Origin of the sequence: Phyllobacterium chamaecytisi (genome assembly GCF_020164455.1) — a bacterium.
Taxonomy (GTDB): domain Bacteria; phylum Pseudomonadota; class Alphaproteobacteria; order Rhizobiales; family Rhizobiaceae; genus Phyllobacterium; species Phyllobacterium chamaecytisi.
Genome location: NZ_JAIQWW010000011.1, coordinates 64287 through 88150, shown reverse-complemented (window position 1 = coordinate 88150; position 23864 = coordinate 64287). Strand labels below are relative to the sequence as shown.

The 23864-nt window shown below is 56.6% G+C and carries 24 protein-coding genes; 6 read left to right on the top strand and 18 right to left on the bottom strand.

Annotated features, from left to right (window positions below; all coding sequences use genetic code 11):
• Nucleotides 1-74: 74 nt before the first annotated feature.
• Entirely contained in the window at nucleotides 75-1103 is a 1029-nt protein-coding gene (locus tag LB462_RS17565) for an ABC transporter substrate-binding protein (RefSeq protein WP_224510706.1), read from the bottom strand.
• Nucleotides 1104-1285: 182 nt separating this feature from the next.
• Between LB462_RS17565 and LB462_RS17560 the strand changes: the two genes are divergently transcribed.
• Together LB462_RS17560 and LB462_RS17555 are read left to right on the top strand one after the other, a co-directional pair.
• A complete protein-coding gene (locus LB462_RS17560) occupies nucleotides 1286-2296 on the top strand; it encodes a LacI family DNA-binding transcriptional regulator (RefSeq protein ID WP_370637213.1) in 1011 nt (336 codons plus the stop codon).
• Nucleotides 2297-2464: 168 nt separating this feature from the next.
• Nucleotides 2465-2887 carry a hypothetical protein gene (locus LB462_RS17555; RefSeq protein WP_224510702.1) on the top strand — a complete coding sequence of 141 codons (423 nt, stop codon included), beginning with the start codon at nucleotides 2465-2467 and terminating at the stop codon, nucleotides 2885-2887.
• A 19-nt stretch (nucleotides 2888-2906) separates the two neighbouring features.
• On the opposite strand, the gene LB462_RS17550 is transcribed toward LB462_RS17555, so the two are convergent.
• From LB462_RS17550 to LB462_RS17520, 7 genes are read right to left on the bottom strand one after another with little or no spacing between them, the layout of a single operon-like run.
• Complete coding sequence (locus LB462_RS17550; protein ID WP_224510700.1) at nucleotides 2907-3902, bottom strand: Gfo/Idh/MocA family protein; 996 nt, start codon at nucleotides 3900-3902, stop codon at nucleotides 2907-2909.
• Nucleotides 3899-4780: a sugar phosphate isomerase/epimerase family protein gene (locus tag LB462_RS17545; RefSeq protein ID WP_370637217.1), complete on the bottom strand. Its 882-nt coding sequence runs from the start codon at nucleotides 4778-4780 to the stop codon at nucleotides 3899-3901. Before LB462_RS17545 ends, LB462_RS17550 begins: the two co-directional genes overlap by 4 nt.
• Nucleotides 4781-4809: 29 nt before the next feature.
• Nucleotides 4810-5643 carry a carbohydrate ABC transporter permease gene (locus tag LB462_RS17540; RefSeq protein ID WP_224510695.1) on the bottom strand — a complete coding sequence of 278 codons (834 nt, stop codon included), beginning with the start codon at nucleotides 5641-5643 and terminating at the stop codon, nucleotides 4810-4812.
• Nucleotides 5640-6563 carry a carbohydrate ABC transporter permease gene (locus LB462_RS17535; RefSeq protein ID WP_114429363.1) on the bottom strand — a complete coding sequence of 308 codons (924 nt, stop codon included), beginning with the start codon at nucleotides 6561-6563 and terminating at the stop codon, nucleotides 5640-5642. Before LB462_RS17535 ends, LB462_RS17540 begins: the two co-directional genes overlap by 4 nt.
• A gap of 51 nt (nucleotides 6564-6614) precedes the next feature.
• Nucleotides 6615-7817, bottom strand: a complete 1203-nt coding sequence (locus LB462_RS17530) for an ABC transporter substrate-binding protein (RefSeq protein WP_224510693.1) — start codon at nucleotides 7815-7817, stop codon at nucleotides 6615-6617.
• A 27-nt stretch (nucleotides 7818-7844) separates the two neighbouring features.
• The gene (locus tag LB462_RS17525; protein WP_224510691.1) at nucleotides 7845-8825 is read right to left on the bottom strand and encodes an alpha/beta hydrolase; all 981 of its coding nucleotides are present in this window, start codon (nucleotides 8823-8825) and stop codon (nucleotides 7845-7847) included.
• Complete coding sequence (locus LB462_RS17520; RefSeq protein ID WP_224510688.1) at nucleotides 8822-9517, bottom strand: GntR family transcriptional regulator; 696 nt, start codon at nucleotides 9515-9517, stop codon at nucleotides 8822-8824. The genes LB462_RS17525 and LB462_RS17520 overlap by 4 nt, the downstream gene beginning before the upstream one ends.
• Nucleotides 9518-9616: 99 nt before the next feature.
• On the opposite strand from LB462_RS17520, the gene LB462_RS17515 reads away from it, so the two are divergent.
• Nucleotides 9617-10699 (top strand): ABC transporter ATP-binding protein, encoded by a 1083-nt coding sequence (locus LB462_RS17515; RefSeq protein ID WP_224510686.1) that lies wholly within the window; start codon nucleotides 9617-9619, stop codon nucleotides 10697-10699.
• Nucleotides 10700-10824: 125 nt separating this feature from the next.
• Entirely contained in the window at nucleotides 10825-11457 is a 633-nt protein-coding gene (locus LB462_RS17510; RefSeq protein WP_224510684.1) for a 3'-5' exonuclease, read from the top strand.
• A 201-nt stretch (nucleotides 11458-11658) separates the two neighbouring features.
• Here LB462_RS17510 and LB462_RS17505 read toward each other — a convergent pair whose 3' ends face one another.
• From LB462_RS17505 to LB462_RS17465, 9 genes are all read right to left on the bottom strand, one after another.
• Complete coding sequence (locus tag LB462_RS17505) at nucleotides 11659-12216, bottom strand: ATP-binding protein (protein WP_224510682.1); 558 nt, start codon at nucleotides 12214-12216, stop codon at nucleotides 11659-11661.
• Between the two features lie 38 nt (nucleotides 12217-12254).
• Entirely contained in the window at nucleotides 12255-13628 is a 1374-nt protein-coding gene (locus LB462_RS17500; RefSeq protein WP_224510680.1) for an FAD-binding oxidoreductase, read from the bottom strand.
• Nucleotides 13629-13694: 66 nt separating this feature from the next.
• Nucleotides 13695-14294 (bottom strand): 2-hydroxychromene-2-carboxylate isomerase, encoded by a 600-nt coding sequence (locus LB462_RS17495; RefSeq protein ID WP_224510679.1) that lies wholly within the window; start codon nucleotides 14292-14294, stop codon nucleotides 13695-13697.
• Between the two features lie 22 nt (nucleotides 14295-14316).
• A complete protein-coding gene (locus tag LB462_RS17490; RefSeq protein ID WP_224510677.1) occupies nucleotides 14317-15060 on the bottom strand; it encodes an SDR family NAD(P)-dependent oxidoreductase in 744 nt (247 codons plus the stop codon).
• 15 nt (nucleotides 15061-15075) lie between these two features.
• On the bottom strand, nucleotides 15076-15921 hold the full coding sequence (locus LB462_RS17485; RefSeq protein ID WP_224510675.1) for a sugar phosphate isomerase/epimerase family protein: 846 nt from the start codon (nucleotides 15919-15921) through the stop codon (nucleotides 15076-15078).
• 24 nt (nucleotides 15922-15945) lie between these two features.
• Nucleotides 15946-16929, bottom strand: a complete 984-nt coding sequence (locus tag LB462_RS17480; RefSeq protein ID WP_224510674.1) for a Bug family tripartite tricarboxylate transporter substrate binding protein — start codon at nucleotides 16927-16929, stop codon at nucleotides 15946-15948.
• Nucleotides 16930-16948: 19 nt separating this feature from the next.
• On the bottom strand, nucleotides 16949-18466 hold the full coding sequence (locus tag LB462_RS17475) for a tripartite tricarboxylate transporter permease (RefSeq protein WP_224510672.1): 1518 nt from the start codon (nucleotides 18464-18466) through the stop codon (nucleotides 16949-16951).
• Nucleotides 18463-18954 carry a tripartite tricarboxylate transporter TctB family protein gene (locus LB462_RS17470; protein ID WP_224510671.1) on the bottom strand — a complete coding sequence of 164 codons (492 nt, stop codon included), beginning with the start codon at nucleotides 18952-18954 and terminating at the stop codon, nucleotides 18463-18465. Before LB462_RS17470 ends, LB462_RS17475 begins: the two co-directional genes overlap by 4 nt.
• Before the next feature lie 8 nt (nucleotides 18955-18962).
• Nucleotides 18963-19940 carry an NAD(P)-dependent oxidoreductase gene (locus LB462_RS17465; RefSeq protein ID WP_224510668.1) on the bottom strand — a complete coding sequence of 326 codons (978 nt, stop codon included), beginning with the start codon at nucleotides 19938-19940 and terminating at the stop codon, nucleotides 18963-18965.
• A gap of 318 nt (nucleotides 19941-20258) precedes the next feature.
• On the opposite strand from LB462_RS17465, the gene LB462_RS17460 reads away from it, so the two are divergent.
• Together LB462_RS17460 and LB462_RS17455 are read left to right on the top strand one after the other, a co-directional pair.
• Nucleotides 20259-20999 (top strand): IclR family transcriptional regulator, encoded by a 741-nt coding sequence (locus LB462_RS17460; RefSeq protein ID WP_224510667.1) that lies wholly within the window; start codon nucleotides 20259-20261, stop codon nucleotides 20997-20999.
• Between the two features lie 15 nt (nucleotides 21000-21014).
• Nucleotides 21015-22112 (top strand): serine hydrolase domain-containing protein, encoded by a 1098-nt coding sequence (locus tag LB462_RS17455; protein WP_224510664.1) that lies wholly within the window; start codon nucleotides 21015-21017, stop codon nucleotides 22110-22112.
• Nucleotides 22113-22415: 303 nt separating this feature from the next.
• Here the strand turns inward: LB462_RS17455 and LB462_RS17450 are convergent, their stop codons facing one another.
• On the bottom strand, nucleotides 22416-23861 hold the full coding sequence (locus LB462_RS17450; protein WP_370637212.1) for an NAD(P)-dependent oxidoreductase: 1446 nt from the start codon (nucleotides 23859-23861) through the stop codon (nucleotides 22416-22418).
• Between the last annotated feature and the right edge of the window lie 3 nt (nucleotides 23862-23864).

Genomic DNA, 23864 nt, shown 5'->3' with positions numbered 1-23864 from the left:
TCATCATAGAAAGTTACTAGCGCTGCCGATATGTCCGGAACGATCCGGACACATCGCATCAGGCAAAAGCAAGTTCAGTTGGCGCTTGCACCAATCTCCTTGTCCCAGCGATCAAGCAGTTCCTTGCGTTTGGCAGGATCGCCATAGGTCTTGAAATCATAATCGATGAGCTTGATATCCTCGAATTTCGGGGCTTCAGGCGGAACGGTGGCAGATTTGTTCGATGGCAGCTGAAAGGACTTTGCATCCTTCATATGCGACTGCACTTCGGCGGAGAGAGCCCAGTCATACCATTTCTTGGCCGCATCGAGATTGCGCGCACCCTTGATGATTGACATCGAGCCGATTTCGTAGCCGGTGCCTTCACAAGGAGCAACGGCCTTGACAGGGAAGCCTTCAGCAATCTGGGCGACAGCATCATGCATGAAGACGATGCCTAGCGCCGTTTCACCCCGGGCCGCGGCCTTCACGGGTGCGGAACCTGATTTTGTATATTGCGACACATTCGCGTTCAGCTGTTTCAGGTAGTCGAAAGCCTTGTCCTCACCCATGATCTGAACCAGGGAAGCCAGCGCTGTATAGGCAGTGCCCGACGAGTTCGGGTTGGCGATCTGGATTTCGCCCTTGAAGGATGGATCGACGAGATCAGCCCAGCACTTGGCCTCCTTGAGGCCCTTTTTCTTGACGATCTCGGTGTTATAACCCCAGCCAAGAGCACCCGCATAAACGCCGACGGTCTTATATCCTGCGCTCTCTGCCTGCTTCTTCGCCCAATCCTGCAACTGGTCAAGCATTGGCGACTTATATTCCTGGGTCAGCCCTTCGGAAGCAGCCTGCAAATGCGGATCACCAGTACCCGCCCACCAGATATCAGTCTTCGGATTGCGTGCCTCGGCGCGGATCTTCGCGTAGGTCTCTCCTGACGAAAGGCGGACCATATTGACCTGGATACCGGTCTCCTTCTCGAACATGCCCTTCATCAGCTCACAGATAACGACATCGGCCGAACAGATCAGATTGAGATTGTCCGCAGCGCGCGCCTCGGTTGGCATCATTTGAAGACCAACAGCAAAAGCGGCGGCAATTGCGAATACAGAACGCATGATTTTCCTCCCTGACAAAGCGGCACCTCCATGCCGCACGCTTTTTTGCAAGCGTGTGCAAAAGTTTCACACGACATGTCTCCCTGTCAAGCGGACTATTGCGTTCCTTCAATAAAATTAGCGGTCTGGTGGTTGCGGTAGCACGCAAGCGCGTGCAAGATACCGCGAACAACTATGGATTCATGCAGTTGAACAAATCATTCGTCAGCGCTGATGACGTAGCAAAGCGGGCAGGCGTTTCGCGCTCGGCTGTGTCCCGTACGTTCACGCCCGGCGCTAGTGTTTCGGAGGAAACACGCCAGCGCGTCATGGAGGCCGCACAAGCGCTTGGCTATCACGTCAACCAGCTTGCACGCGGCCTGATGCGTAGCGAAAGCGGTATCGTCTGCCTGGTCGTATCCGAGATGGATACGCCCTACCGAGCCCGTCTGGTACGCGCTCTCACCCACGAATTGCAAACCGCCGGCAAGATTGCCATGCTCATCAATACCGATCGCTCGGATGGCAGTGTGGACACGGCGCTCCGGCAAACCCTGCACTACCGCGCCGACGCGTCCATCCTGTTGTCCGGGCTTCCGGACAAGGCGATTACCAGGCTTTGCCTCAACAGCGGCCAGCGCATCGTGCTGATCAATCGCGATGATGATATCGAGGGCCCGTTCCGTATCAATCTTGACGATGGTCAAGCGGCACGAGTGGCCGTGAGTGCATTCCTGCGTGCAGGCTGCCGGCACCTCGCATTCGCCAACTCCGACGTTGGAACACCAAGTCTGATGGCGCGCGAACGCGGCTTCATCGCAGCGGCCGCCGAATTCGGACTTGAAGTCAGGGTCGTGCGCCACGGTAACACCGTCTATGAAAGCGGCCGCAAGATTGCGCAGACATTGTTCACCGAGGCCGTGTGGCCGGACGCAGTCTTCTGTGTCAACGATCTGATGGCATTCGGGCTGATGGACGGTGCACGGTACGACTTTGGGCTGAACATTCCGGAAGATCTCTGCATCGTCGGCTTCGACGATATCGAGCAGTCCTCATGGACGTCCTATAACTTGACGACGTTTTCGCAGCCAGTGGATGAAATCGTAAAGAGCAGTGTCGCCTGGCTCCAAAGCGATGCGACCGCCGGTCGGGTGCGGTCTGCCAACCTGCACGCACCGCTGATCTGGAGAAAAACAATCCGGAACAAACTATAGAATCGTTTGGTTGCGTCGACCGGCCACCCCACCTCATGGCGTTGCGGGTCAAGCGCGCCCCACCTGGCTTCATAGACGAGAGTTTGTACCTGGCTGACAGTGGCCAAGATGAAATAGTCGTCGTAGGCTGCTTCAAAATCAAGTTTGACGAATCGGGGACGCATCAGCTTGAATCACATGAGGCTTTTGAAGAAATGCAAGACGCTTGCCGTGATCGCCTTAATCCTGTTTTCCGGCCAGGTTACTCCCTCTTTTAGCGACGATGCCAAGAGCTGTGTCATCCGGACTGAAAACGAAAAAGGTTGGCTTTTTGTCAACAATTGTGATCGCGACGTGGTCATCGAAATCTGCTTTGAGGAGGCATCCGAAGAACCATTGAATTGTGCCAGCGTGGTACAACACCAAGGTGACCAATTATATCCGGCCACGGTGATCGCTGCAAAAGGGGGACTACAGCTTTTGAGTGTTGCTGGGCGTGCCGGGATCAGGTGGGGTGCCTGTTATCATAATCCAAGAGACGACAGGAACCCGGGAAAGCCCGAAGGAGAATACAAATTTACATATCGCTGCATGGACTCCAACGTCGAGTGAGCGCGGCAGCCCACGGAAACTACAAGTCGAGCTTCCGTCGCAAAGTCTCCAGCCGTTCCATGGCTATCACCCCATCATAAATTGTCGGGGCAGCAGTCGACGCACCGCCGAGAGCCGGAACCACATCGGCCAAGAGTGAATAGTAACCCTTCGGATCTTCATTTGCCGCTGCCGTGAAATTTGGCTTCCATGTCAGAGTGTCGACATCGTCGGCGAGTGTTGCTTCGGGATCGTCTACCTTGAAAGGCGGATTGCGGTTCCAACGCACTTCAATCACGTCATCCACCTCGAGACGCTGGTGATCACTCATCAACTCGATGCGCTCGACCGGCGTGCCCCTCGACTGGATCGTACCCATCGCGATATTTCCAATGGCGCCGCACTCGAACTCGAACCCGACGTGGAAAAGTACCCTGCCCGGTGTTTTTTCCACCTTTCGCGCCGAAATGGTTCGCACCGGCGAGACAAAGAATGACACCAGATCCATATAGTGCACGCAGTGATGCAGGAAGAAGCCGGTGTAATCGACATTACCGGTGAAATAGCCCGGCGCCGTCATATAGTATCCGGTAAGTCCAAGCACAGGACCGAACCGCCCGGACTTGATGATGTTATGGGCAATCTTGTTGCCGACTGAATAGCGTTTCATGAAACCGACGAGCAACGGTTTACCGGCGCGCTCCGACGCAGCGCGCAGTTCGCGCGCGCCCGCCGCTGTTCCCGACGGCGGCTTTTCCATGAACACAGGCAGACCCCGATCGAGCGCAAGCTTGCCGAAATGCAGATGCTGATCCGGTCCCACGGCCATGCCGATGGCGTCGATGCCGGGCATACGGATCAACTCCTCGGCGTCGCTGGTCAGGCGCGCAACGCCAAACTGCCGGCCGGCATCGCCAAGACGCTTGCCATCGATGTCGCAGAGCGCGACGATTTCGACGTCATGGCGGACCAATTGGGGAAGTAGCATCTGGGTTGCGTGAATGCCGCAACCGATCCAGCCGATTTTCAATGTCATCGCCGATATTCCGTCAGTGTGAGATGGGATTTGATAAACGCCGCGCTTGCCGCGAGACGTTCGCTTTCGTCCTCGTGGGGTGGGCGCCACTGCGCAAAGGGAACGCCGAAGCGGTCATCGTTGCGCCGAAACGGCTCAAGCGATACCGGGCCTTTGTAGTTCACCTCGTGCAGCGCACGACAAACTGCAACCCAGTCGGTCGAACCGGTACCGGGAAAGCCGCGATGATTTTCGTTGGCCTGGAAATGCACGAGATGATCGCCGCCAAGCCGGATGGCTTCGGGGATCGACGCCTCCTCCATGTGCATGTGAAATGTGTCCAGCATCAACTTGACCGCCGGATGGTCCACTGCATCGAGCAGCTCGATGGCTTGTTGTGTCGTGCACAACACATCGCTTTCGAAGCGGTTGAGCGGTTCGACGGCGAGCAGAATACCGGCTTTTGCAGCGTGATCGCCCGCCTCCTTCAGTCCCGCGACGCAGCGGTCCTTACGCGCCAGCCGCTCCTCCTCGGTGACTGGTACTGGCGCACGCCCGGCAAACACCAGTGGATTGCCGGTCAGAGGGCCGCCAACAACGGTCGCCCCGAGTTCCGCCGCGCAGTCCCCCGTATAACGCAGGTAGTCGATGCCGGCGCGGTGGGCATCTTTCTCGTGCGATGAAAGGTTGCGTTGCATATTGACGCGCGCGGCAAGGACAACGCCCAGTCCGGCATCGTCCAAAGCGCGCCGGGCTTCGGCAAGGTCGATTTCGCCGGGCTCGGGCACCAGCAGTTCGACGAAGTCAAAGCCAAGCTCGCGCATTTTCTTGAAGAGATGGAAATGCTCGGCAGTGAATGGCCTTGCATATTGCATGGAGATCAATCCGATGGGATTCATCATGGGTCCTTCTTTGATATTAATAAGAGTCATCCCTTCACTGCGCCTTGGGTGAGGCCACCGATAAGCCGGCGTTGAACGAGAAGGAAAAGCAGAGTGGCGGGAAGCGCACCGACGACACCGCCGGCGGCGAGCAGACCCCATTCGATCTGGTATTCACCTATCAGCGTCTGGATGGCGACGGTAACGGGGCGAACGTTCCGGCCGCCAAGCGTCAGGGCGTACAGATATTCGTTCCAGGCGGTAATGAAGATATAGATGCCTGTTGAAATGATGCCAGGCATAGCCAGTGGCAGAACGACGCGACGCAGCGCCTGCAGCCGGGAACAGCCATCGATCATCGCCGCTTCGTCGAGACTGCGGGGAATAGCACCGATGTAACTCCTCAGCATCCAGACCGCGAACGGAATGGCGACAGTTGAGTTGGCGAGGATCAGCGCAAGATGCGTATCGAGAAGGCCAATCTTCCGCATCAGGATAAAGAGCGGCAAGATCAGGAGCACGATCGGAAACATGTTGACCAGCAGAAACTGCAGCATGACCAGCTTGCGGCCCGGAAAGCGGAAACGCGACAGTGCGTATGCCGCAGTGACTGAAACTGCGAGGCCCAAGACGACAGTACCGGCAGCAATAATCAGACTGTCCAGCATATTGCCGAGAAACGAGGTCTGTTCCAGCAGGCGGATATAATTGTCCATGCTCCACCCCGCCGGCGACAGGGATACGCCGGACGCAGATAACTGCGCGGTCGGTGTCAGGGACGTCAGGATCATCCAGACGAATGGCCCCATGGCGAGCATTATGATGAAGATAACAGGAATATCCGTCGTGAGAATTCGGCGGAGCGTCGAGGGTTTGTTCATCGTTCCACCTCGCGCATGGTCCGGACGATATAGACCGCCACGATGGCTCCAAGAAGGATCGTGAACGTAACGGCAATGGCGGTGCCATAGCCGAAATCGAGATTTTGCCGGGCCTTGATAAACGCATAAAGCGGCAATGTGTGCGTGGCATAACCCGGGCCGCCACCTGTCATGACGAAGATGACATCCATGGAATTTGCGACCCAGATAATACGCAGCAGGCCCGCCGTCGCCAGCACCGGTGCGATTCCCGGAAGTGTAATATGGACGAACTGACGCCACGTGCTGGCCCCGTCGATAGAGGCGGCTTCATACTGGCTTTGGGGTATCCCCTGCAAACCGGCAAGGATCATCACCGCGAAAAACGGAAAGCCCTGCCAGGTCAAGGTTGCAATCACCGCATAGAGCGCGAGATGCGGATCGGCGAGCCAAGGCACGGTTGAATGGATAATCGACAGGTAAAGCAGGATGTCGTTGAGCACCCCGGTGGTAGGATCATAAATCCAGCGCCACATCAGCGCGATGACAACGCTCGGCAAGGCCCACGGAATTATGACAAGAGCACGCGCCAGACCGCGCCATGGGAACTCGCGATTGAGCAGGAGCGCGGCGACCAGGCCAAGACCCATCTGCAAGGGCACCGTCAAGCCGATCCATATGGCCGTATGGCCGAGCGAAGTCCAGAATACCGGGTCATGCAAGAGCTTGATGTAGTTGCCGAACCCCACGAACCGGCTGGCATTGGGCTTCCACAGGACCAGGTCGTAAAAGCTGGTGACGACCGCCTGAACCATCGGGAAGAAAACAATGAACAATGTCACGAGCACTGCCGGCGCCAGCAGGGCATACGGCATCAGCCGGCTGCGAAGCGGGCGGACCTGCGTGAGATCGTGAGGTGCTGATGGTGCAAGCGTTGACATGGACAATCTACTTTCGGCGGACGTCGACCAGTATTGCGAAACCCCTCCGCGCTACTGCGCGAAGAGGCTTTCAAGCTGTTGCATCATCTGTTGCGAGGTGATCTGGCCGGTGAGCGCTTGCTGCATCGACGTTTGCCACGCGGTATTGACGAACTCCGCTGTCGCGGTGCTTTGCGGCAGCACGTGAGCAAACGGCAGAGACTGGACCGTGGCGTCAACGAAACGGCGTTCATGCAGGGTCCAATGCTCGGAACCGCTCTTGGTTACAGTCATCTGGCCCGTCGCCTTGTTGAAGGCTACGTTGTTTTCACCCTCGGCGAGAAAGGATATCCACTTCCAGGCAGCATCCTTCACCTGTGACGACGAGAAAATCGCCAGGGATTCATCGCCATAGGAGGTCCATTGCTTGCCGCCGCATTTGGGGGCTGGAACGGCGGAGACCTTATCCCCCAACGCTTTGACCAAATCATTGGATGAGCCAATATGATGAATGGTCATGGCCGTCTTGCCAGCCTTGAATGCTGCGACAATTTCCTGGAAGCCGTCATTCGGAGCCGATGGCGGGATAACCTTGTCTTTTTGGAACAGATCGATCACCCACTGATTAGCCGCGACAGCTTCAGGGTTGGTCAGGCCGCCCGGCTTGAGTTCCGCGCCTTGCGAGAAGACGAATGTCCCCCACTGGTCCCAGCCGCCCTTGCCGCCGCGCAGGCCAAAACCATAGGTGTCGGGCGCTTTGGTCAATTTCTGCGCTGCCGTGCGGAAGTCTTCGCATGTCACCGGTGGATTGAGGCCCGCCTCCTTGAAGAGATCGGCGCGGTAATAGAGGTACAGCACGACGTACTGGATCGGCAGGTAATATTGCTGCCCATCCGGCCCCTTGTTCAATTCCAGCAGATTATCGAGAAGATCCGCTTTGGCCGGCCAGGCGTTGATGCGGTCGCCAATCGGCTCCAGCGCACCCATTTCCGCCAGTCGCGGCTGCGCAAAAAGCTTGACCATCCCGGCGTCCGGCGCATTGCCGCCAACCAGAGAGGTATACAGATTGTCGTAGTAACTGTTCCACGGAACATTTTCCGCTTCAATTTTGATATCGGGATTTTTCGCCTCGAACTTCGCCACGAGATCCGACATCGGATTTTCCGGATTGTCGAAATGATACCAGAACCGCACCGTTTCGGCCGCATTGGCGGCGCTCACCGCCAGGCCGGCCATGAATGCGCAACTGATACCCAGTTTCTTGAGAATGCTCATTGTTTCCTCCACCTTTGTTATGGGTCATCAACTGCCGCGGATCATTCCTCGAGCAGCCTCCCCGGCCGCCACAAGCGCCTCCCGCGCAGCAGCCAGTTCATTCGTGTTTTGCAGAAATCCATGCGTTACCCCCGGCACAACAGTGCGGGGATCGTTGCGGCCGACGGCCTTCAGCCGATCAGCGAAGAGAAGCGTGTCGGACAAGAGAGGATCGATGCCAGCGGCCAGGAGATAGAGCGGTGGCAATGCGCGCAACACATCGTCATCGGCGTGTAACGGCGCCACCAGCGGATTGCGGCGGGCATCCTCATCCGCGCAATACCAGTTCCAGTATCGTTGCATCTTGCCACGCGTCAGACCGGGGCCTTCGGCAAACTGGCCATACGACTCCGTGGTGAAGTCGGCACCAAACGCGCCGTAGAACAGAAGCATGCCTGACGGCAGTGAACGTCCAGCTCTCTCGTCATGCATGACGGCCGCAAGCGCGAGATTGGCCCCCGCCGAATCTCCTGCGATGATAAGCGGTCCCGCAGATACGCCTGCTTCTGCAGTCGCCGCGAATGCGGCCCGCAAGCAGGCGACAACGTCGTGCAGACCCGCTGGAAATGGATGTTCCGGGGCAAGCCGGTAATCGGGAACGAGCACGGGCAATCTTATCTCGTTGGCGAGAACCCGGGCGCAACGCTCATGCGTTTCAGGACTGCAGAACGCGAACCCTCCGCCATGAACGAACAGGACAGCGCCGGCGCCCGCATCATGCGGCACAAGCACGCGCATGCGGCAATCTTGAGAACCAAGTTCTGTGTTGGCGGCAACAACGATGTCTCGCGTCCGAGCAAGCGGCGGCAGGTTTACATTGTTCCGCTGGTTTGAGCGTTCGGATTGCGCCCTGCCCTCTTCCGGCGGCAGCAATGTGGGATCAGGTAGGGGGCCCAACTCCTCTTCGACGCGCAGCAACAAAGCGCGCATCTCCGCTGAAAGTTCATTGGAAAAACCAGCGCCGTTCATTGATCAGCGTCCGGAAACACAGTTGGCCCGAAGTCGACAATCGTCGCGATATGGTGATGCAAGGCTTGCGTTGCAGCGGCCACATCGCTCTGCTCTATAGCTTCAATTATGACGCGGTGCCGTAGTGCTGTCGCCATCAGATCGCGCGTTCCAATACTTCTCGATATCTTGAAGCGATGGTTGTGAACGAGACACCGGTGCAAGATCGGATCGAGCGCCGGCAGGTCGGCATCGCGAAAAATCCGACGATGGAAATCCCGATCGAGCGCCGCGAGCTGGAGCTCGTCGCCGCTGTTTGCAGACTCTGCCATATCGTCGGCAAGTTCCTGAAGATCGGAAACGAGAGTCCGGCTCTTGTGGCGCAGCGTGCGAACGATGCCATTGCATTCGATCTGCTGGCGCACGCGGAACATTTCAACGGCTTCATCGACCGTGCAGGCAGATACCTGGGTGCCCCGGTGCCCCTGGCGTCGCACCAACCCTTCTTCCTGCAACTGCAGCAAAGCCTCGCGAATGGTACCCTGACTGCACTGGAACCGCGCCGCCAGATCAAGCTCCGTCAACGGCTCGCCGGCGCGCAACTCTCCCAGCATGATATCCCGCTTCAATTGATCGAACGCCACGGCCGCCTTTGCTGGAAGCGGACTATAGGATGGGCGATTTGATCTGCGGGTGATGGAGTCGTCGGGCACTGCAAGCTCTCCTCTTGATTGCAGATGACGCTAATTATCATTATTGATATTGATATCGATAATGAAAGTCAATAACGTATCGGGCGGAGGAACAATCGAATGACAGCGATCAGTCTGAAGCAGATCAGAAAGCTTTACGGGACAGTTCCCGTGATCCACGGGGTAAATATCGATGTCGCGAGCGGCGAGTTTCTCGTTCTTGTTGGTCCGTCCGGTTGCGGGAAATCCACCCTGCTCCGAATGATCGCCGGGCTGGAGGAAATCAGCGCAGGTGAACTCAGGATTGGTGACAAGGTCGTCAATGCGCTGCCGCCCTCCGACCGCGACATTGCCATGGTCTTTCAGGATTATGCGCTCTACCCCCATATGAGCGTTGAAGAAAACATGGCGTTTGGCCTGAAAATGCGCGGCGAGACCACCAATGAAATTGACGCGCGCGTGACAGGCGCAGCCGATATCCTCAAGCTTCAGGATTATCTTGAGCGTCGGCCGGCACAACTTTCGGGCGGCCAGCGCCAGCGGGTTGCGATGGGCCGCGCCATCGTTCGCCGACCGAAGGCATTCCTGTTCGACGAACCGCTGTCGAATCTCGATGCCGCACTTCGCGTCGAGATGCGGCTTGAAATTGCCAAACTGCATCGCCGCATGCAGGCGACGACCGTCTACGTCACGCATGATCAAGTGGAGGCTATGACGCTCGCTGATCGGATCGTCGTTATGAACGCTGGCAACGTCGAACAGATCGGGCATCCGCTTGACCTTTACCGCAAGCCGGCAAGTCTTTTCGTGGCACGCTTCATCGGCAGTCCGACCATGAATACCTTGCAGGTGAATGTCGTTGAATCCACCCGGAACAATTTCGTTCTGCAATTGCCGGCAGGCAACGTCGCTATAAGTGCTGGGGACGGCCCAGACGTGGCAGCAAAGGCGGTTACCTTGGGCATCCGTCCGGAAGACCTGACCGTCTGCGACGCCACCCAGGGGTGGTTCAGCGGCGAACTGGCGGTGGTCGAACGGCTTGGCAGTCAGACCTTCGGTTATCTCGATGCCGGCACCGAAAAACTTGTTACCATCGAGTTCCCAAGATCAGCTGAAATCCGGGTCGGCGAGCGGCTCTCGGTAAAGGGTGATATTGCCAACACTCACCTCTTCGAGACCGATAAAGGCCAGCGGATCAATTGAAATATCTTTATGTTGCCGACCGCACTAGTTTTTAACGGACGGCTTGCGCTTGACTGGCAATCGCAGTGCATCTGAGCCGGGCTGCCAACGACATTCGTATCGTATGCTGTTGCGGGAGGTCGACTATGAAAACGGCTATTATATTTGACTGCGAGTTCCTTTGCATCGAGGGGTCACAACGTCGATTTTGGTGCGCAGCGGCTGATCCCGATCCGGTTATTGCCCAAATCGGAGCCGTTAGACTGGGCCTCGAGGGCGCGTTTCCTCTCCTGGATAGATACAAGGCTTATGTTCGGCCGATTGATCGGTTTGGCGAAAAATATCCGCTCGATCCCTATTTCACCAATCTCACCGGCATCACTGAAGAAAACATCGCCACCAAGGGCCTGACCTTGCAGGAGGCCCTTTCTAGCCTTGACAGCTTCTCGGATGGTGCTCGGTTCTGGTCGTGGGGTAAGGATGAGCTGAATATGGTTGCCATCAGCTGCTATATCGCAGGGATTCAGCCTTCCATCCCGGCTCATCGGTTCGATAACGCAGTCAAGCTTCTACTCGCGGCGGGAATGCCTATCGAGGATCTAGCGAAGACACCCAGCAACAAATTGGCGGACTACTATCGCGTCGAACATCCACCGTTGAAGGGACATGATGCGTTGGACGACGCCCTGTCTATATCGTACACGGCGCAACATCTGATGAAGACCGGAAAATTGCAGCCCGAGGTCTTCGACCGCACTTCGCCTTTTCTGGCGCTTTAAAGCAGTACTCGCCCCGCGAAGACGGGACGACGTCCAAAATTTTCAGAGCGAAATCCTCAAACCTGGTCCATGACCCAAGATTTGAGAAGAGAGCCCTATCAAATCAGTAATCAAACCATGCCAAGCGCATTCCTATACAATTCAAGGATCGCTTCTTCTTCCTTGCGCTCGTTTGGCGCGCTTTGTTCGCAGGTCAGCAGCTCAACCGATTGCCGGTAGATTAGTGAGAACCCGTGAGACCAGAGACCGCGGATCTTGGGTGCCATCAAGTCGCAGTACGGGGGCGATTTGCTTCTCCAGCCAATCCTCATGGCGGGCCAGGTTTCGTCCGGGAAAACCCGGTTTGTCGTACTGAGCGGCCCAAGCCGCGAAATTGGTATGGATTTCGTACATGTCGCCCGAAGGCAATATCCGGTTGCCGTAGCGTTCCCGTTCCCGCGCCAGGAGCCGTTCCATCCGGATTGGTGTAGGGGTGTAGACGAATACGATCAGATCGACGCGTTCGATGAGGGAGTCTCCCCAGCCGTCAAACGATCCGGACAGTACCCATCCCTCCTCTCCCAACGCCTCGCGGATCAGGCGGACTCGATCGGCAGGCGGACGCTTCGTCGTGAACGGTGGATTGGTCGGGAACCAATAGAAGTCGTCGCAGTCAACATGACGCAAACCTAATGCAGACGCGAGGCCGCGACCGAGCGTTGTCACTCCGGAACATGATGCACCGGAGATGTAGATCGAAGACTTCAGCGTATCCTCCATCCCAATCTTTCTACCCGTACGTCGTTGCACCCCGATTGTTAGCGCAGAAAAATCTTTCCTGGGTTCATAACTCCGTGTGGATCAAGCGCATCTTTTAGAAGTGCCATTACATCAACTGCGGCCCCGTGCTCTTCGCGGAGATAAGCTATCTTACCAGTGCCGATCCCGTGTTCGCCTGTGCAGGTTCCATTGACGGAAATTGCTTTCTTGACCATGAGCTTGTTGATGTGGGCAACTTCCTCGATCTCTTGTTCGTTGTCGGGATCGACAGCAAAAACGACATGATAGTTACCGTCCCCAACGTGGCCGAGTATGGCCGCCGGAACGTTGCAACCAGCCAAAAGCTCGCGGGCGTGAAGAATGCAGTTTCCCAGTTCCGAAACCGGTACGCAGACATCGGATGACCAACCTTTTGCTCCAGGGCGCTGCGACACGACAGCATAGAGGGCGTTATGCCGCGCCTTCCACAAGCGGTTACGTTCTTCGAGCGACGTCGCCGCTTCGAAATTGTCCGCGCCGTTCTCGGTCGCAATTTCCCGCACGAGCGCAACCTGCTCTTCGACAGATGCTGGTGAACCATGAAACTCGAACGCAAGCGTGTCCCTAAGCGGGAGCTCGAGTGCCGAATACGCGTTGACAGCTTCAATCAAACCGCGGTCCATCAATTCCATGCGGGCAACCGGAATTCCCATCTGAACGATGACGATCGCGGTGTTCACCGCGCTTGCGATGTCGGGAAAGGAACACAATGCCGCTGACATGGTTTCAGGTATCCCATGTAGTCGCAATGTCACCTCGGTAATAATGCCAAGCGTGCCTTCAGAACCGACGAACAGCCGGGTCAAGTCGTACCCAGCCGAAGACTTCCGTGCCCTGCCCGCTGTACGAATGATGCGACCGTCCGGCAGAACGACCGTTAGTGACAGGACATTTTCACGCATGGTTCCATAGCGCACTGCATTGGTCCCGGATGCCCGCGTTGCGGCCATGCCTCCAATCGATGCGTTGGCACCAGGATCGATCGGGAAGAACAACCCCAGATCCCGAAGATAGCTGTTCAGTTCTTCGCGCGTTACACCCGCCTGTACGGTGCAGTCCAGATCTTCCGGGCTGACGCGAAGAACAGCATTCATACGCGAAAGGTCCACGGAGATGCCGCCCTCGACGGCGGACAGATGCCCTTCGAGAGAGGTGCCCGCACCATAAGCGATGACGGGCATCCTGGCATCAGCGCATTGGCGGACGATGTCAGCGACTTCCTCAGTTGTTTCGACAAACACGACGGCGTCAGGTGACTTGACGGAATGATAGGATTCCCCGCGCCCGTGCTGTTCGCGCAAGGCCAACGAACGAGAGAAACGATCCTCAAACTGCGCTTCAAGATTCGCCAGCAACTCCAGCTTATTCGTCATGTACATTTACTCTCTGTTCCGCCGGGCCTTCTACGACTGCTGTATCGCCAGGCAGACTCCACTCTGCTATGCCACGCGTTCGCCATTGAGGTGCTGATCGAGGAATGGCAGGTTGTCCTGACCCCAATAAACCTCGCCATCATATCGATAGGTCGGAAAACCAAAAATGCCGCCAACGCGCGCGGCCTCGTGGTTGTCCTTCCAGCGCGCCTGGACATCCGTTGCCAATTCGCGTGCCAGGAGCGCGGCGCCATCATAGCCCGCCTTGTCGGCGATCGTCTTGCGGACCTCCGGATCGCCGATGTTCTCCGCGCGCAGCCAGAAGGCTTCCTGCAAAGCGCGCGTAAGGCCAATCCAGTCCTGTCCGTCAATGCCGGCGGCTATCACCATGAAGGACGACGGTGTGGGGTCCAAGAGTGAAGGCCGGTTTTCAAGGAGAAGCGTCTTGCCCCTCAACTTGCTCCAGCGTTTCAAATCCTTCGTCCAGTATGCGCGACGCGGCTCCGGACGGTTCTTCGAATAGATGCCGCCATTTTCTTCGATCAACGTTGTTGGAAACGGCCGTATCGTCAGCTGGTGCCTCTTCGCTAGCTCGACAAAGGGGTCAAGTCCAATGAAAGACCATGGTGAGCCGAGGCTGAAGAAGTAGTCGATTGTCTTGGTCATAGATGTTCCTCTCAGATGGAAATCAGTAGGTGGCTTTACCGCCGGATAGATCGAAAACCGCGCCGGTGGAGAACGAACATTCCTCGGAAGCGAGCCATGCGATCATCGCAGCGACTTCGGCAGGTTGTCCGAGGCGCCCCAGCGGAATGCGCCCCTTTGATGCCTTCTGCGACTCCTCGCTCATCTCGTGGAAGAGCGCGGTCTCAACTGCTGCCGGTGTAATCGTGTTGACGCGGATGTCGGTGTCGAGCAGTTCCTTGGCCAACGATTTGGTCAGGCCGATCACGCCTGCCTTTGATGCCGCGTAGGCAGAAGCGAATTGCGGCCCCTCCTTGCCGGCGACAGATGAAATATTGATGATACGTCCATAATTCGTCTGCAGCATGTAAGGCACGACAGCGCGGCAGCACAGAAACGTTCCGGTGAGGTTGATATCGATGATCCGCCGCCATCCATCGACGGGATATCCCGCGACAGTGTGCCTGATGTTGCCGACGCCTGCTGAATTCACCAGGATGTCGATGCGTCCGAAATCATTCGCGGTCGCGGCAGCCGCCGCATCAACCGACTGATCGTCGTTGACGTCGACACGATAAAAAGACAGGCCGGAATTTTGCCCGATGAGCTTTCGCCCCTGGTCTTCATTCAGATCCCAAAGCGCAACACGAGCTCCGGAACTGAGAAACCGCAAGGCTGTCTCAAGTCCAATCCCGCTGGCGCCGCCGGTGATGACGGCAACCCGTCCCTGAAGATCGATACTGTTCATTATGTGTGCCTCGAATTAGATCGCAGTGACGGATTTCAGAAATTGCCGCGACCGCGCGCCGATGCGGCGACCACGTTCCACGGGATCGAGATGAGCGAGTGCTCTCGTTGGCGCTTCAATTCCGAGAACGCGCCCCTCAGGAAGAGCCTTGATCAGATCGCCGAGCCAGAGGCTGCCGTCGCCGGGCAGCAGGCGATCGTTTCGCGCTTCATAGGCGAGGGCGTCGAAGGCCGGAACGTGTTCGCCAGCGTCGCAAAGCTGGACGAATGAAATTCGACTGGCCGGCAGGGCCGCAACCTCGCTGGGATTCCCACCCGATCGGCTGAGGTGCAAGGCGTCGATAACGATCCCGGCATTGTCTTTATCACTGCGCGCGATAAGCGCCGCAGCCTCAGTCAGCGTCCGCAATTCTCGAAACGCGATAAACTCGATAGCAACGGAAAGGTCGAATTCGCCGGCAAGATCACAGAGTTCGAGAAAATTCTCGTAGGTCCGTTGAGGATCAGGATCGACGCCCGAGGTCATGATATGCGCAGCACCGAGATCGGCGGCAAGTTCAAGCCCGGCCCGGTAATCGGCAATATTCGTGTCAGGCCGCAACGCAAAAGTCTCGACATCGCTGACAGCAATTCCGGTGTCGCGAAGCGCCGCCTTTACCTCAGCTGTCGCCTGGCTATCACCAAGGATCTCACGAACCAACGGCGTATGGGGTGGCGCGACGATACGCAGTCCCACGCCGTCGAAGCCGCCGGCCTCGGCTGCTTTGACGAGCGTCAGGTGATCGACATCGATCATGCTCAAATGGGCGAGCGAGATGGGAAATCTCCCCTCCCGTCGCGCCGTTTCAATTCTGTTTGTCACGAGGTCATCCCTGTATACGGGCGTCTACTGGCCGACAGCCAGGCCGGCATCCTTGATCAATTGACCAAATTGCTGATTGTCGTCGGACGCGCGTTTACGAACTTCGTCAAGCGTCTCAATGCCGGGGATCAGCCCGAACCCGACGATCCTGTCGTGGACCTCCGGCTGCTGAAGGATACCGTTGATCAGCTTGTTGAGTTGCTGCTTGATGTCATCTGGCGCCGAGCCTTGGATGGAGACGGTGTGCCAACTGCGGGGCGCCCAACCGTCAATCCCGGCTTCTGCGGTCGTCGGAAGGTCCGGCAGTTTCGCCCAGCGCTTGTCACCCAACACTGCGATGCCTTTCAACGTTCCGGCGGCAATATGTTCGGCGCTCTCAGGCCCGAAGACAATCTGGGCTTCGTTCGAGAGAGCAGCCTGCAAGGCAGCAGGCGTGCCGTTATAAGGAATATGAAGAAGCTCGATCCCGGCGCGCTTTTGCAGCCATTCGCCGCTCAAATGTCCTACAGTTCCCTTCCCGGCCGTGCCGAACGAGACGGCACCCGGATTTGCCTTTGCGTATGCAATCAGCTCCGGAAGGGTATTTGCCGGCACAGACGGATTGACCGCGATGACCATCGGAGCATCGCCGATCAGAACGAGCGGCGTCAGGTCCTTGGCGGGGTCATATTCGACCTTTGTTACAAACGGGATGATCGCGTAAAAGCTGTTGGTCGACTGCAGCAGCGTATAGCCATCCGCCGGCGTTCGGATGTAATAATTTGCTCCGATCGCTCCGCCTGCACCTGGTTTATAGTCATTGATGACAGCTTGACCGGTCGCGGCCGTGATCTTCTCACCGATGAGACGCGAGATGTTGTCGCTCATTCCGCCAGCGTTGTAGGGGATGATGTAGTCGATCTGCTTCGATGGATATTTATCGGCAAATGCCTGACGGTCAAGCATTGCCATACCCGCAGCCGCGGTGCCCGCCACAAGAAAGAATCGTCTGGTAATCTGGAACGTCATGCGAAGTCCTCCGGTAGCGTTACTCGGCAAATGCTTTCTGCCGGAACGATTGAATAAACGGGAAAAGAAGGCTGAGAAGCAGCCCGATGGTCACGACGAGCATGGCGAGACTGATCGGATGCGTGATGAAGATCGACATATCCCCGCGCGCCACAAGCATGGAGCGTCGGAAATACTCCTCCATCATTGGTCCAAGCACGAAGGCGAGAATCAGCGGCGCCGGTTCGCATCGGCATTTGTGAAGGAAGTAACCCAGCAATCCGAAGATAGCCGTCAGGTAAACGTCGAAGGTGGTGAACTCAACGCCATAGATACCGATGATGCTGACGACGAGAATGGTCGGGAAGAGGAACTGGTAGCGGATCTTCAAGAGCTGTACCCATATCCCGACGAGAGGCAGGTTGATGACGAGCAGCATCAGATTGCCGATCCACATGCTGGCGATAAGGCCCCAGAAGAGATCAGGCTGATTGGTCATGATGCGTGGTCCAGGCACGATGCCGTGAACCATCATCGCTCCGACCATGAGCGCCATGATCGCATTCGACGGAATGCCCAATGTCAGCAGCGGGAGAAACGCGGTCTGGGCACCAGAATTGTTGGCTGCTTCCGGCGCTGCGACACCCTCTACCATGCCGGTTCCAAATTTTTCTGGCGTCTTCGAGAAGCGCTTCTCTACGGTATAGGCCATGAACGAACTCAAAAGAGCGCCGCCACCGGGCAGTAGTCCGAGCACCAGGCCGATCACCGTTCCGCGAAAAGCCGCAGGTGTTGCTCGGCGCGCTTCCTCCTTGGTGGGCCACAGGCTGCTGATCCGGTGGACGACAGGAGGCGCTTCGTCCTTTACTGCCCGTTCGAGGGCAACAAGAATGTCGGCGATCCCAAAAAGGCCGACGACAACCGGAACGAACGGCACGCCGTTCAGCAATTCGTAGAAACCAAAATCAAAGCGGTACTGGCCTGAGTTCACGTCAGTGCCGGCAAGGCCAAGCAGCAGTCCGAGCATGATCATCGCCAGCGCACGCAACACAGATCCTTGTGCCAGGACGACCGATGTGATCAGTCCAAGGAACATCAGCATGAAGTATTCCGGAGCGCCAAATTTGAGGACCGCCACCGCGAGAACCGGAGCGAAAGCGGCCATGAAGAAGGTGCCGATGGTGCCGGCGAGAAACGAAGCCAGTGCCGCAATGGTCAAAGCTGCTCCACCACGCCCGTTTCGGGTCATAGCATGACCGTCGATCACGGTAACGACTGACGAAGCCTCTCCGGGCAGGCGCAACAGGATCGAAGTTGTCGATCCGCCATACTGTGCCCCATAATAAATGCCCGCTAGCGTGATCAGGCCGGTTACCGGGGGAAGCCCGAAAGTCAGCGGGAGCAGGATCGCAATCGTCGCTGTCGGGCCAAGACCCGGGAGAACGCCGACCAATGTCCCAACGAGGCAGCCAACCAGGCAAAAGAGGATATTGGTCGGATCGGACGCAACCTGCAGCCCGAGCACAATGCCATTTAGGATGTCCATGTGACCGATCATTTGAGTAGCTCCGGATAGACCGGTATCTGCAGCTGCAGAGCAAATGCAAAGAGAAGAGTGGCAATAACCGCGAGCACCAGTGCTGTCAGGATCACGGTTACTGGTCGCGCGCCGCTTCGGGCGGCACTTGCAAGCGCCACCATCAGAAATGTTGCCACCGGAAGGCCCAAGGGATGCAACGTCATGCCGAACAGGACGACCGAGCCAACCACGAACAGGAGAATGCGTCCGAGCGAAAGCAGGCCAATACCCGGTTGCTCTGGATCCTCCGACGGCTCCACGTCGCGGCCGTTGACGAGAAACACAATGATCCCAAGGAAAATCAACAATCCTGCAACGGCCTTTGGAAAGAATCCGGGGCCCATGCTGATGACGGTTCCAGCATCGTAGTTTCTGGAAACCCACAAGGCGCCGAGCCCGACGACGATGCAGAAGGCAGCGAGCGGGCGATTGGTTCTATCGGAAGAAGGTTGTGAAGCGTTACTCATCAGCTGCCTCAATAGCCTCGTCCAGCGACAACGATATCTTCGAGCTCATCTCCTGAAAGGAAACGATCGAGATTGGTGTGAAGCTTGGCAGCGATGCGGGCGGGATTATCCTCGGAGGTCCAGGATATATGCGGGGTCAGACGAATGGAGGGATGTTTATAGAAGGCGTGGCCGTCTGGAAGTGGCTCCGGCGTCGTCACATCAAGTGTCGCGGCAGCGATTCGACCCTCGTCAAGGGCATCGAGAAGCGCATTATCATCGATGACGTCGCCGCGGCAGACATTGATAATGTGAAGACCTGGCTTTGCCTTGCGGAGAGTGTCGAGCTTGACAATGTGCCGGGTCGCCTCAGTAAGCGGCACGGCAAGCAGCAGATGATCGACATCAGCGATCATCTCTTCGAGGGTACCATATCGCTTCACTTCTCCGTTGGCGAGCTGGAACGATCGCGTCACCGCGCTGACATGCATGCCAAGCGCCAGCGCCTTGCCGGCAACCCGTGCACCGATGGCACCGAATCCAAGAATACCCAGCCCCTTGCCAGAGACCATACCGAGGGTCCGCTTGTTCCATTCGCTGCGGGAATGAACAAGCAAATCCTCGAACAACTTCTTTTCGTGCGCGAAAATCGCGGCAATCGCATATTCGGCGATTGCTTCAGCTGATATCCCGCGCCCAGTGGTGACTAGCGGTGCGTCGAACACCCAAGCCGGAAAGGCATCAATACCGGCCGAGGCAATCTGGACCCACTTCAACCGATGCGGCCAACCTGCCGGAGGTTCTTTCGGCGCTACGCTCCAGCCCTTGAAAAAGGTAAACAGAAAATCGGCCTCGGAAGGCACATCCCAGACCGGTCGACTGTCGCTATAAGCCAGAACGATCGGATTGCTTGGATGTGCACGCAATCTCTCGACCTGGTCGTCGTCGAGGTTGCACGCGATTACCGGACGGCTGTTGCCAGCCGCTCGAACAGCGCTATCAGACATTGCTTCTCCTCCCTGGAGACGCCAGCGACACATCGACCGCCTCCACGGTTTCTGCATCCATATTGATCACAGGCATATATGCTCCTGCTTGAGTCCAATTGTTGCAGATTTTTCTAACAAAGCAACAACTCTTATCGAAGCGATACCATGCTAAAATCCTGCTTCGAGGTGAAATAATATACCAACATTATGGGAAATTGTGTATAAATGACTGATTTTATTCATTTTGAGCGAACATTGCTCTCCTGGATAAATTTCAGCCATTGCAAGAAACAAATTTTTATGTTGCAATATATGCAACGAATGGACGGTTAAAAGATGCTTGAACTTGTTGAAACGACCGGAAATCCCGGACGGGATACGCTCATCGGACCAATGAAGTCGCTGGCCAAGGGGCTACGGGCGCTTGACTGTCTAAGGGAGCGGAACGGTGTCAGGACTACGGACGTTGCCACCCTCCTTGACATCGACAAGGGATTGGCATCACGCATGCTACAAACGCTCGTCGTTTCGGGATACGCGCGACAGGACGAGCGCAGACGATTTTTTCCGGGGCCCAAGCTTCTGGAATCTCTAGGACTGCCCGGCACGAGGCCGGGTATTCGGGAACGCTCGCGGCCCGTCCTGAAGACGCTTGTCGAGCTCACTGGTGAGTCCGCCCATCTTGGGGTTCTTGCCGACGACCGAGTCTTGTATCTCGAGCGGGAGGTCCCAAATGTACCCTTGATGGTCGATCGACCCACCGGAACTCTCGCACCAGTTCACAATACGGCTCTGGGTAAAGTCTTCCTCGCTTTTTTGGGGGACAAGGCTCAGGCACTTCCCATTCCTCCAAGTCTTCGTCCTACAGCAGCTGAGCTCGCCGAGATTATCGAACGCGGTTACGCCATTGACGACGAGCGGCTTTATGAAGGTGTTCGTTGTGCCGCTGCACCGATCCTGGATGAGGCCGGCGTGGTCATTGGCGCAATCAGTTTGTCGGGGCCAACAGTGCGGATTGATCGCGATCGCATGCACGAGCTTGGCCGTATCATTCGAGAATGTGTAGCGACTTTCTAGGCAAACGGTGGCGATGTGACCCAACAATTACGCCCTGCCTATGTGAATGCCGATCAATCCTTCTTCGATTCAGACGCGCTTTCAAAGGTTGTGTCCTTTGCCGCAGCATGCGGAACGGAAATTCCGACGGATACTGGTCAGCTTATGTATGAAGCGAACCTCGCCGGTGGTGAAGGTCCGCTCGCTGCGTTGATGGGTCCGATGAAAGACCGCGGCCCATCGACTGGAGTGATTATTCGTCGTGACAAGCTTGTGGCAAGCTGGGGCACGCCGGACAGGGCCGATGTTGCCTTCAGCCTAACGAAAATCTTCGTGAATGCGCTCGCGGGTATCGCTTATCGGGACGGGTTGATCTCTGATCTTGATGCTCCCGTTTCGGCCTCGGTGGAGGCTGATTGGTTTTCCGGACCCCACAATGGAAGCGTGACGTGGCACCAGCTGCTCCAACTGACGAGCGAATGGACAGGAACGCTATTCGGTCGGCCGGATTCAATCGACTGGCACCGTGCCGTGGGAGGAGCAGTTGCGATCCTGCCAAAGGGCTCGTTCAGAGAGATTCAAGTGCCGGGTTCGTACTGGGAATATAACGACGTGCGCATTAACGCGCTTTGCGCCGCCTTGACGATCCTCTTCCAGGAACCGCTGCCCGTCGTCCTCGACCGCAATTTAATGCGACCGCTTGGGGCCTCGCAGACATGGACGTGGAACGGGTTCCAGGAGAGCGATATCGATTGGCACGGTCGCAAAATTCAATTTGTTCCTGGCGGCTCGCATTGGGGTGGCGGAATGCAGGTGAGCGCGATTGACCTTGCTTTGATCGGGCAGCTCTACCTTCGGCGCGGCATTTGGAACGGCGAACGGATCCTGCCCGATCGTTGGGTCGATATCAGCTTGCGGCCGTCGCCACTAAAACCTGAGTACGGCTTTCTGTGGTGGCTCAATACGAACGAGACGTTTTCAGCGTTTTCAAAGGGGACCTTCTGGGCGGCCGGCCTCGGTGGAAATCTCCTGTTGGCAGATCCGGAACACGAGCTTGTTGTCGTGCTTCGCTGGATCGAAGCTGCTTCGAGAGATAAAGTTCTCAGAACCATCATCGAAGTGGTACGAGCGTAGAAAATCTAAATCACAAGCCCGAATGATGCCTCGGGAATGCGACATGCGACCGACTGTCCTGTCAAGAGCATGAAGCAAATTCATGCCCGCTTCATGCGTGTGCAACGTTGGCACGGATCGATAACTGTTCCTTGAAAATGCCGATTGGGGCAATAATCCAATTGCGATTGCCATGGGCGCCCTGTGCTAGCAAGAGTTTCACTCCGTCACAGTGCCATGACCACGTTTCCAATCAGCAGCCTGCGTAGGGATAAAAATCCCATTGGAGATTTGGTTGAGTTGATCGTTCGTAAAATCGGTTTGCTATTCGTAGTAACCCCTAAGCGAGTTCTCTTCCGCAAATAGGCAAAGCTTATTGAGGAGGCTAATGAGCTGCTTGCCTTGTAGATCAACAAAAGCCTGACGCTCTTTTGTCGGCACCTTGATTGCCTGCAGCCAGAGTCTAGCGTTCAATTCGCTGAGCTCTGCAAGCTCCTCAACCATCCCGGCCTGCGAAAAAAGCGCCAAAACGCGTCTAGGCGTAATGGATCCAATGCCGGTGGGAACGATAGCGCCACCGTTTTTATACCCTTCGGGTAAAGTGCCCCTGAGGTTCACCACCACCTTGCGACGGATAACGTCAACTATCTGATCGACCGCCTGTTTGGCCCCGGCGACACGCGAGACGTGATCTGTGTCGGCCGCAGCGTGCGGCAACAGTTCAAGTTGCCCGGGGAAGTTCCGCGCCAACTGCAGATAAGGGAGCATGGGGCCCGACAGTTCGCTGGTTTCATCGTTCTTGAAAAGATCCGCATCAATGGCCGCGTGGCGAACCTTGCCACTGGCTAAAGCTCGGCGGAGGCTCGTGATGTCAAGGACCTCGCCGCGATCATAATTTATCACCACGGAACCGTCGCACATCACATCAAGCACATCACTGTTTATCAACCCTGCATTGGCAAATTTCTTCGTATCAGAGTTCAAATTGCCGAGCCCGACATGCACCGTCAACACATGGGCGCCTGAAGCGGCCGCGCCAGGAGTGTCCGCATAGGCGAATCCTTCGCCTTCTATTCGCACTCTATGGCGGGAGCGCGCATAAATTACGACCTTCATGCCAAATGCGTGGGCGAGTTTAGCCACCTCACGACCGATATTGCCATATCCGATGACGGCAATGGTTTTCCCTTCAAGCTTCTCGGTGGGAAAATTTTGCAAATCTTTACCGGTGTCGAAATCGCCCGCAGCAACAAGCGCATGCAATTTATCGACGGGTAAATCGGGCAAGACTTTCAATATGGCCTTCATCACCATTTGAGCTGTAGCACGGCTATTGATGCCGGGCGTGTTCATCAGGGGAGCACCGCCGCCCTCCCCGCTGCCACCACCCCATGATGCAGACCCCATATTTCCAGTACCGGCACCGATGCGGACGCCTCCTAGTGGAAAAACCGTTTCCGCCGGCAGAAAGGTCGCCGCGGCAATCACCGCATCATAGCGCCCATTGCCTGCCGCCTCGATCAGCTCATCGCGGGTACTCAGATGAGGTTGATAAAAGAAATGAATGAGCCCCTTCGTGAGTTCTGCAATCCCGGTGATTGGACAATCATGAAACACGCCACCCTTCGCTTCGATATGGGCCCTGATTTCAGATATGTCGGGCCGACCATCTTTGCCAAAGCGCAAACCAAGCAGGTCGCATATCAACACCGCATATGCGCGCTTGGGATCGTCCAGATCCAACCTATTTTCGACAGTGATCGCGGTCATTAT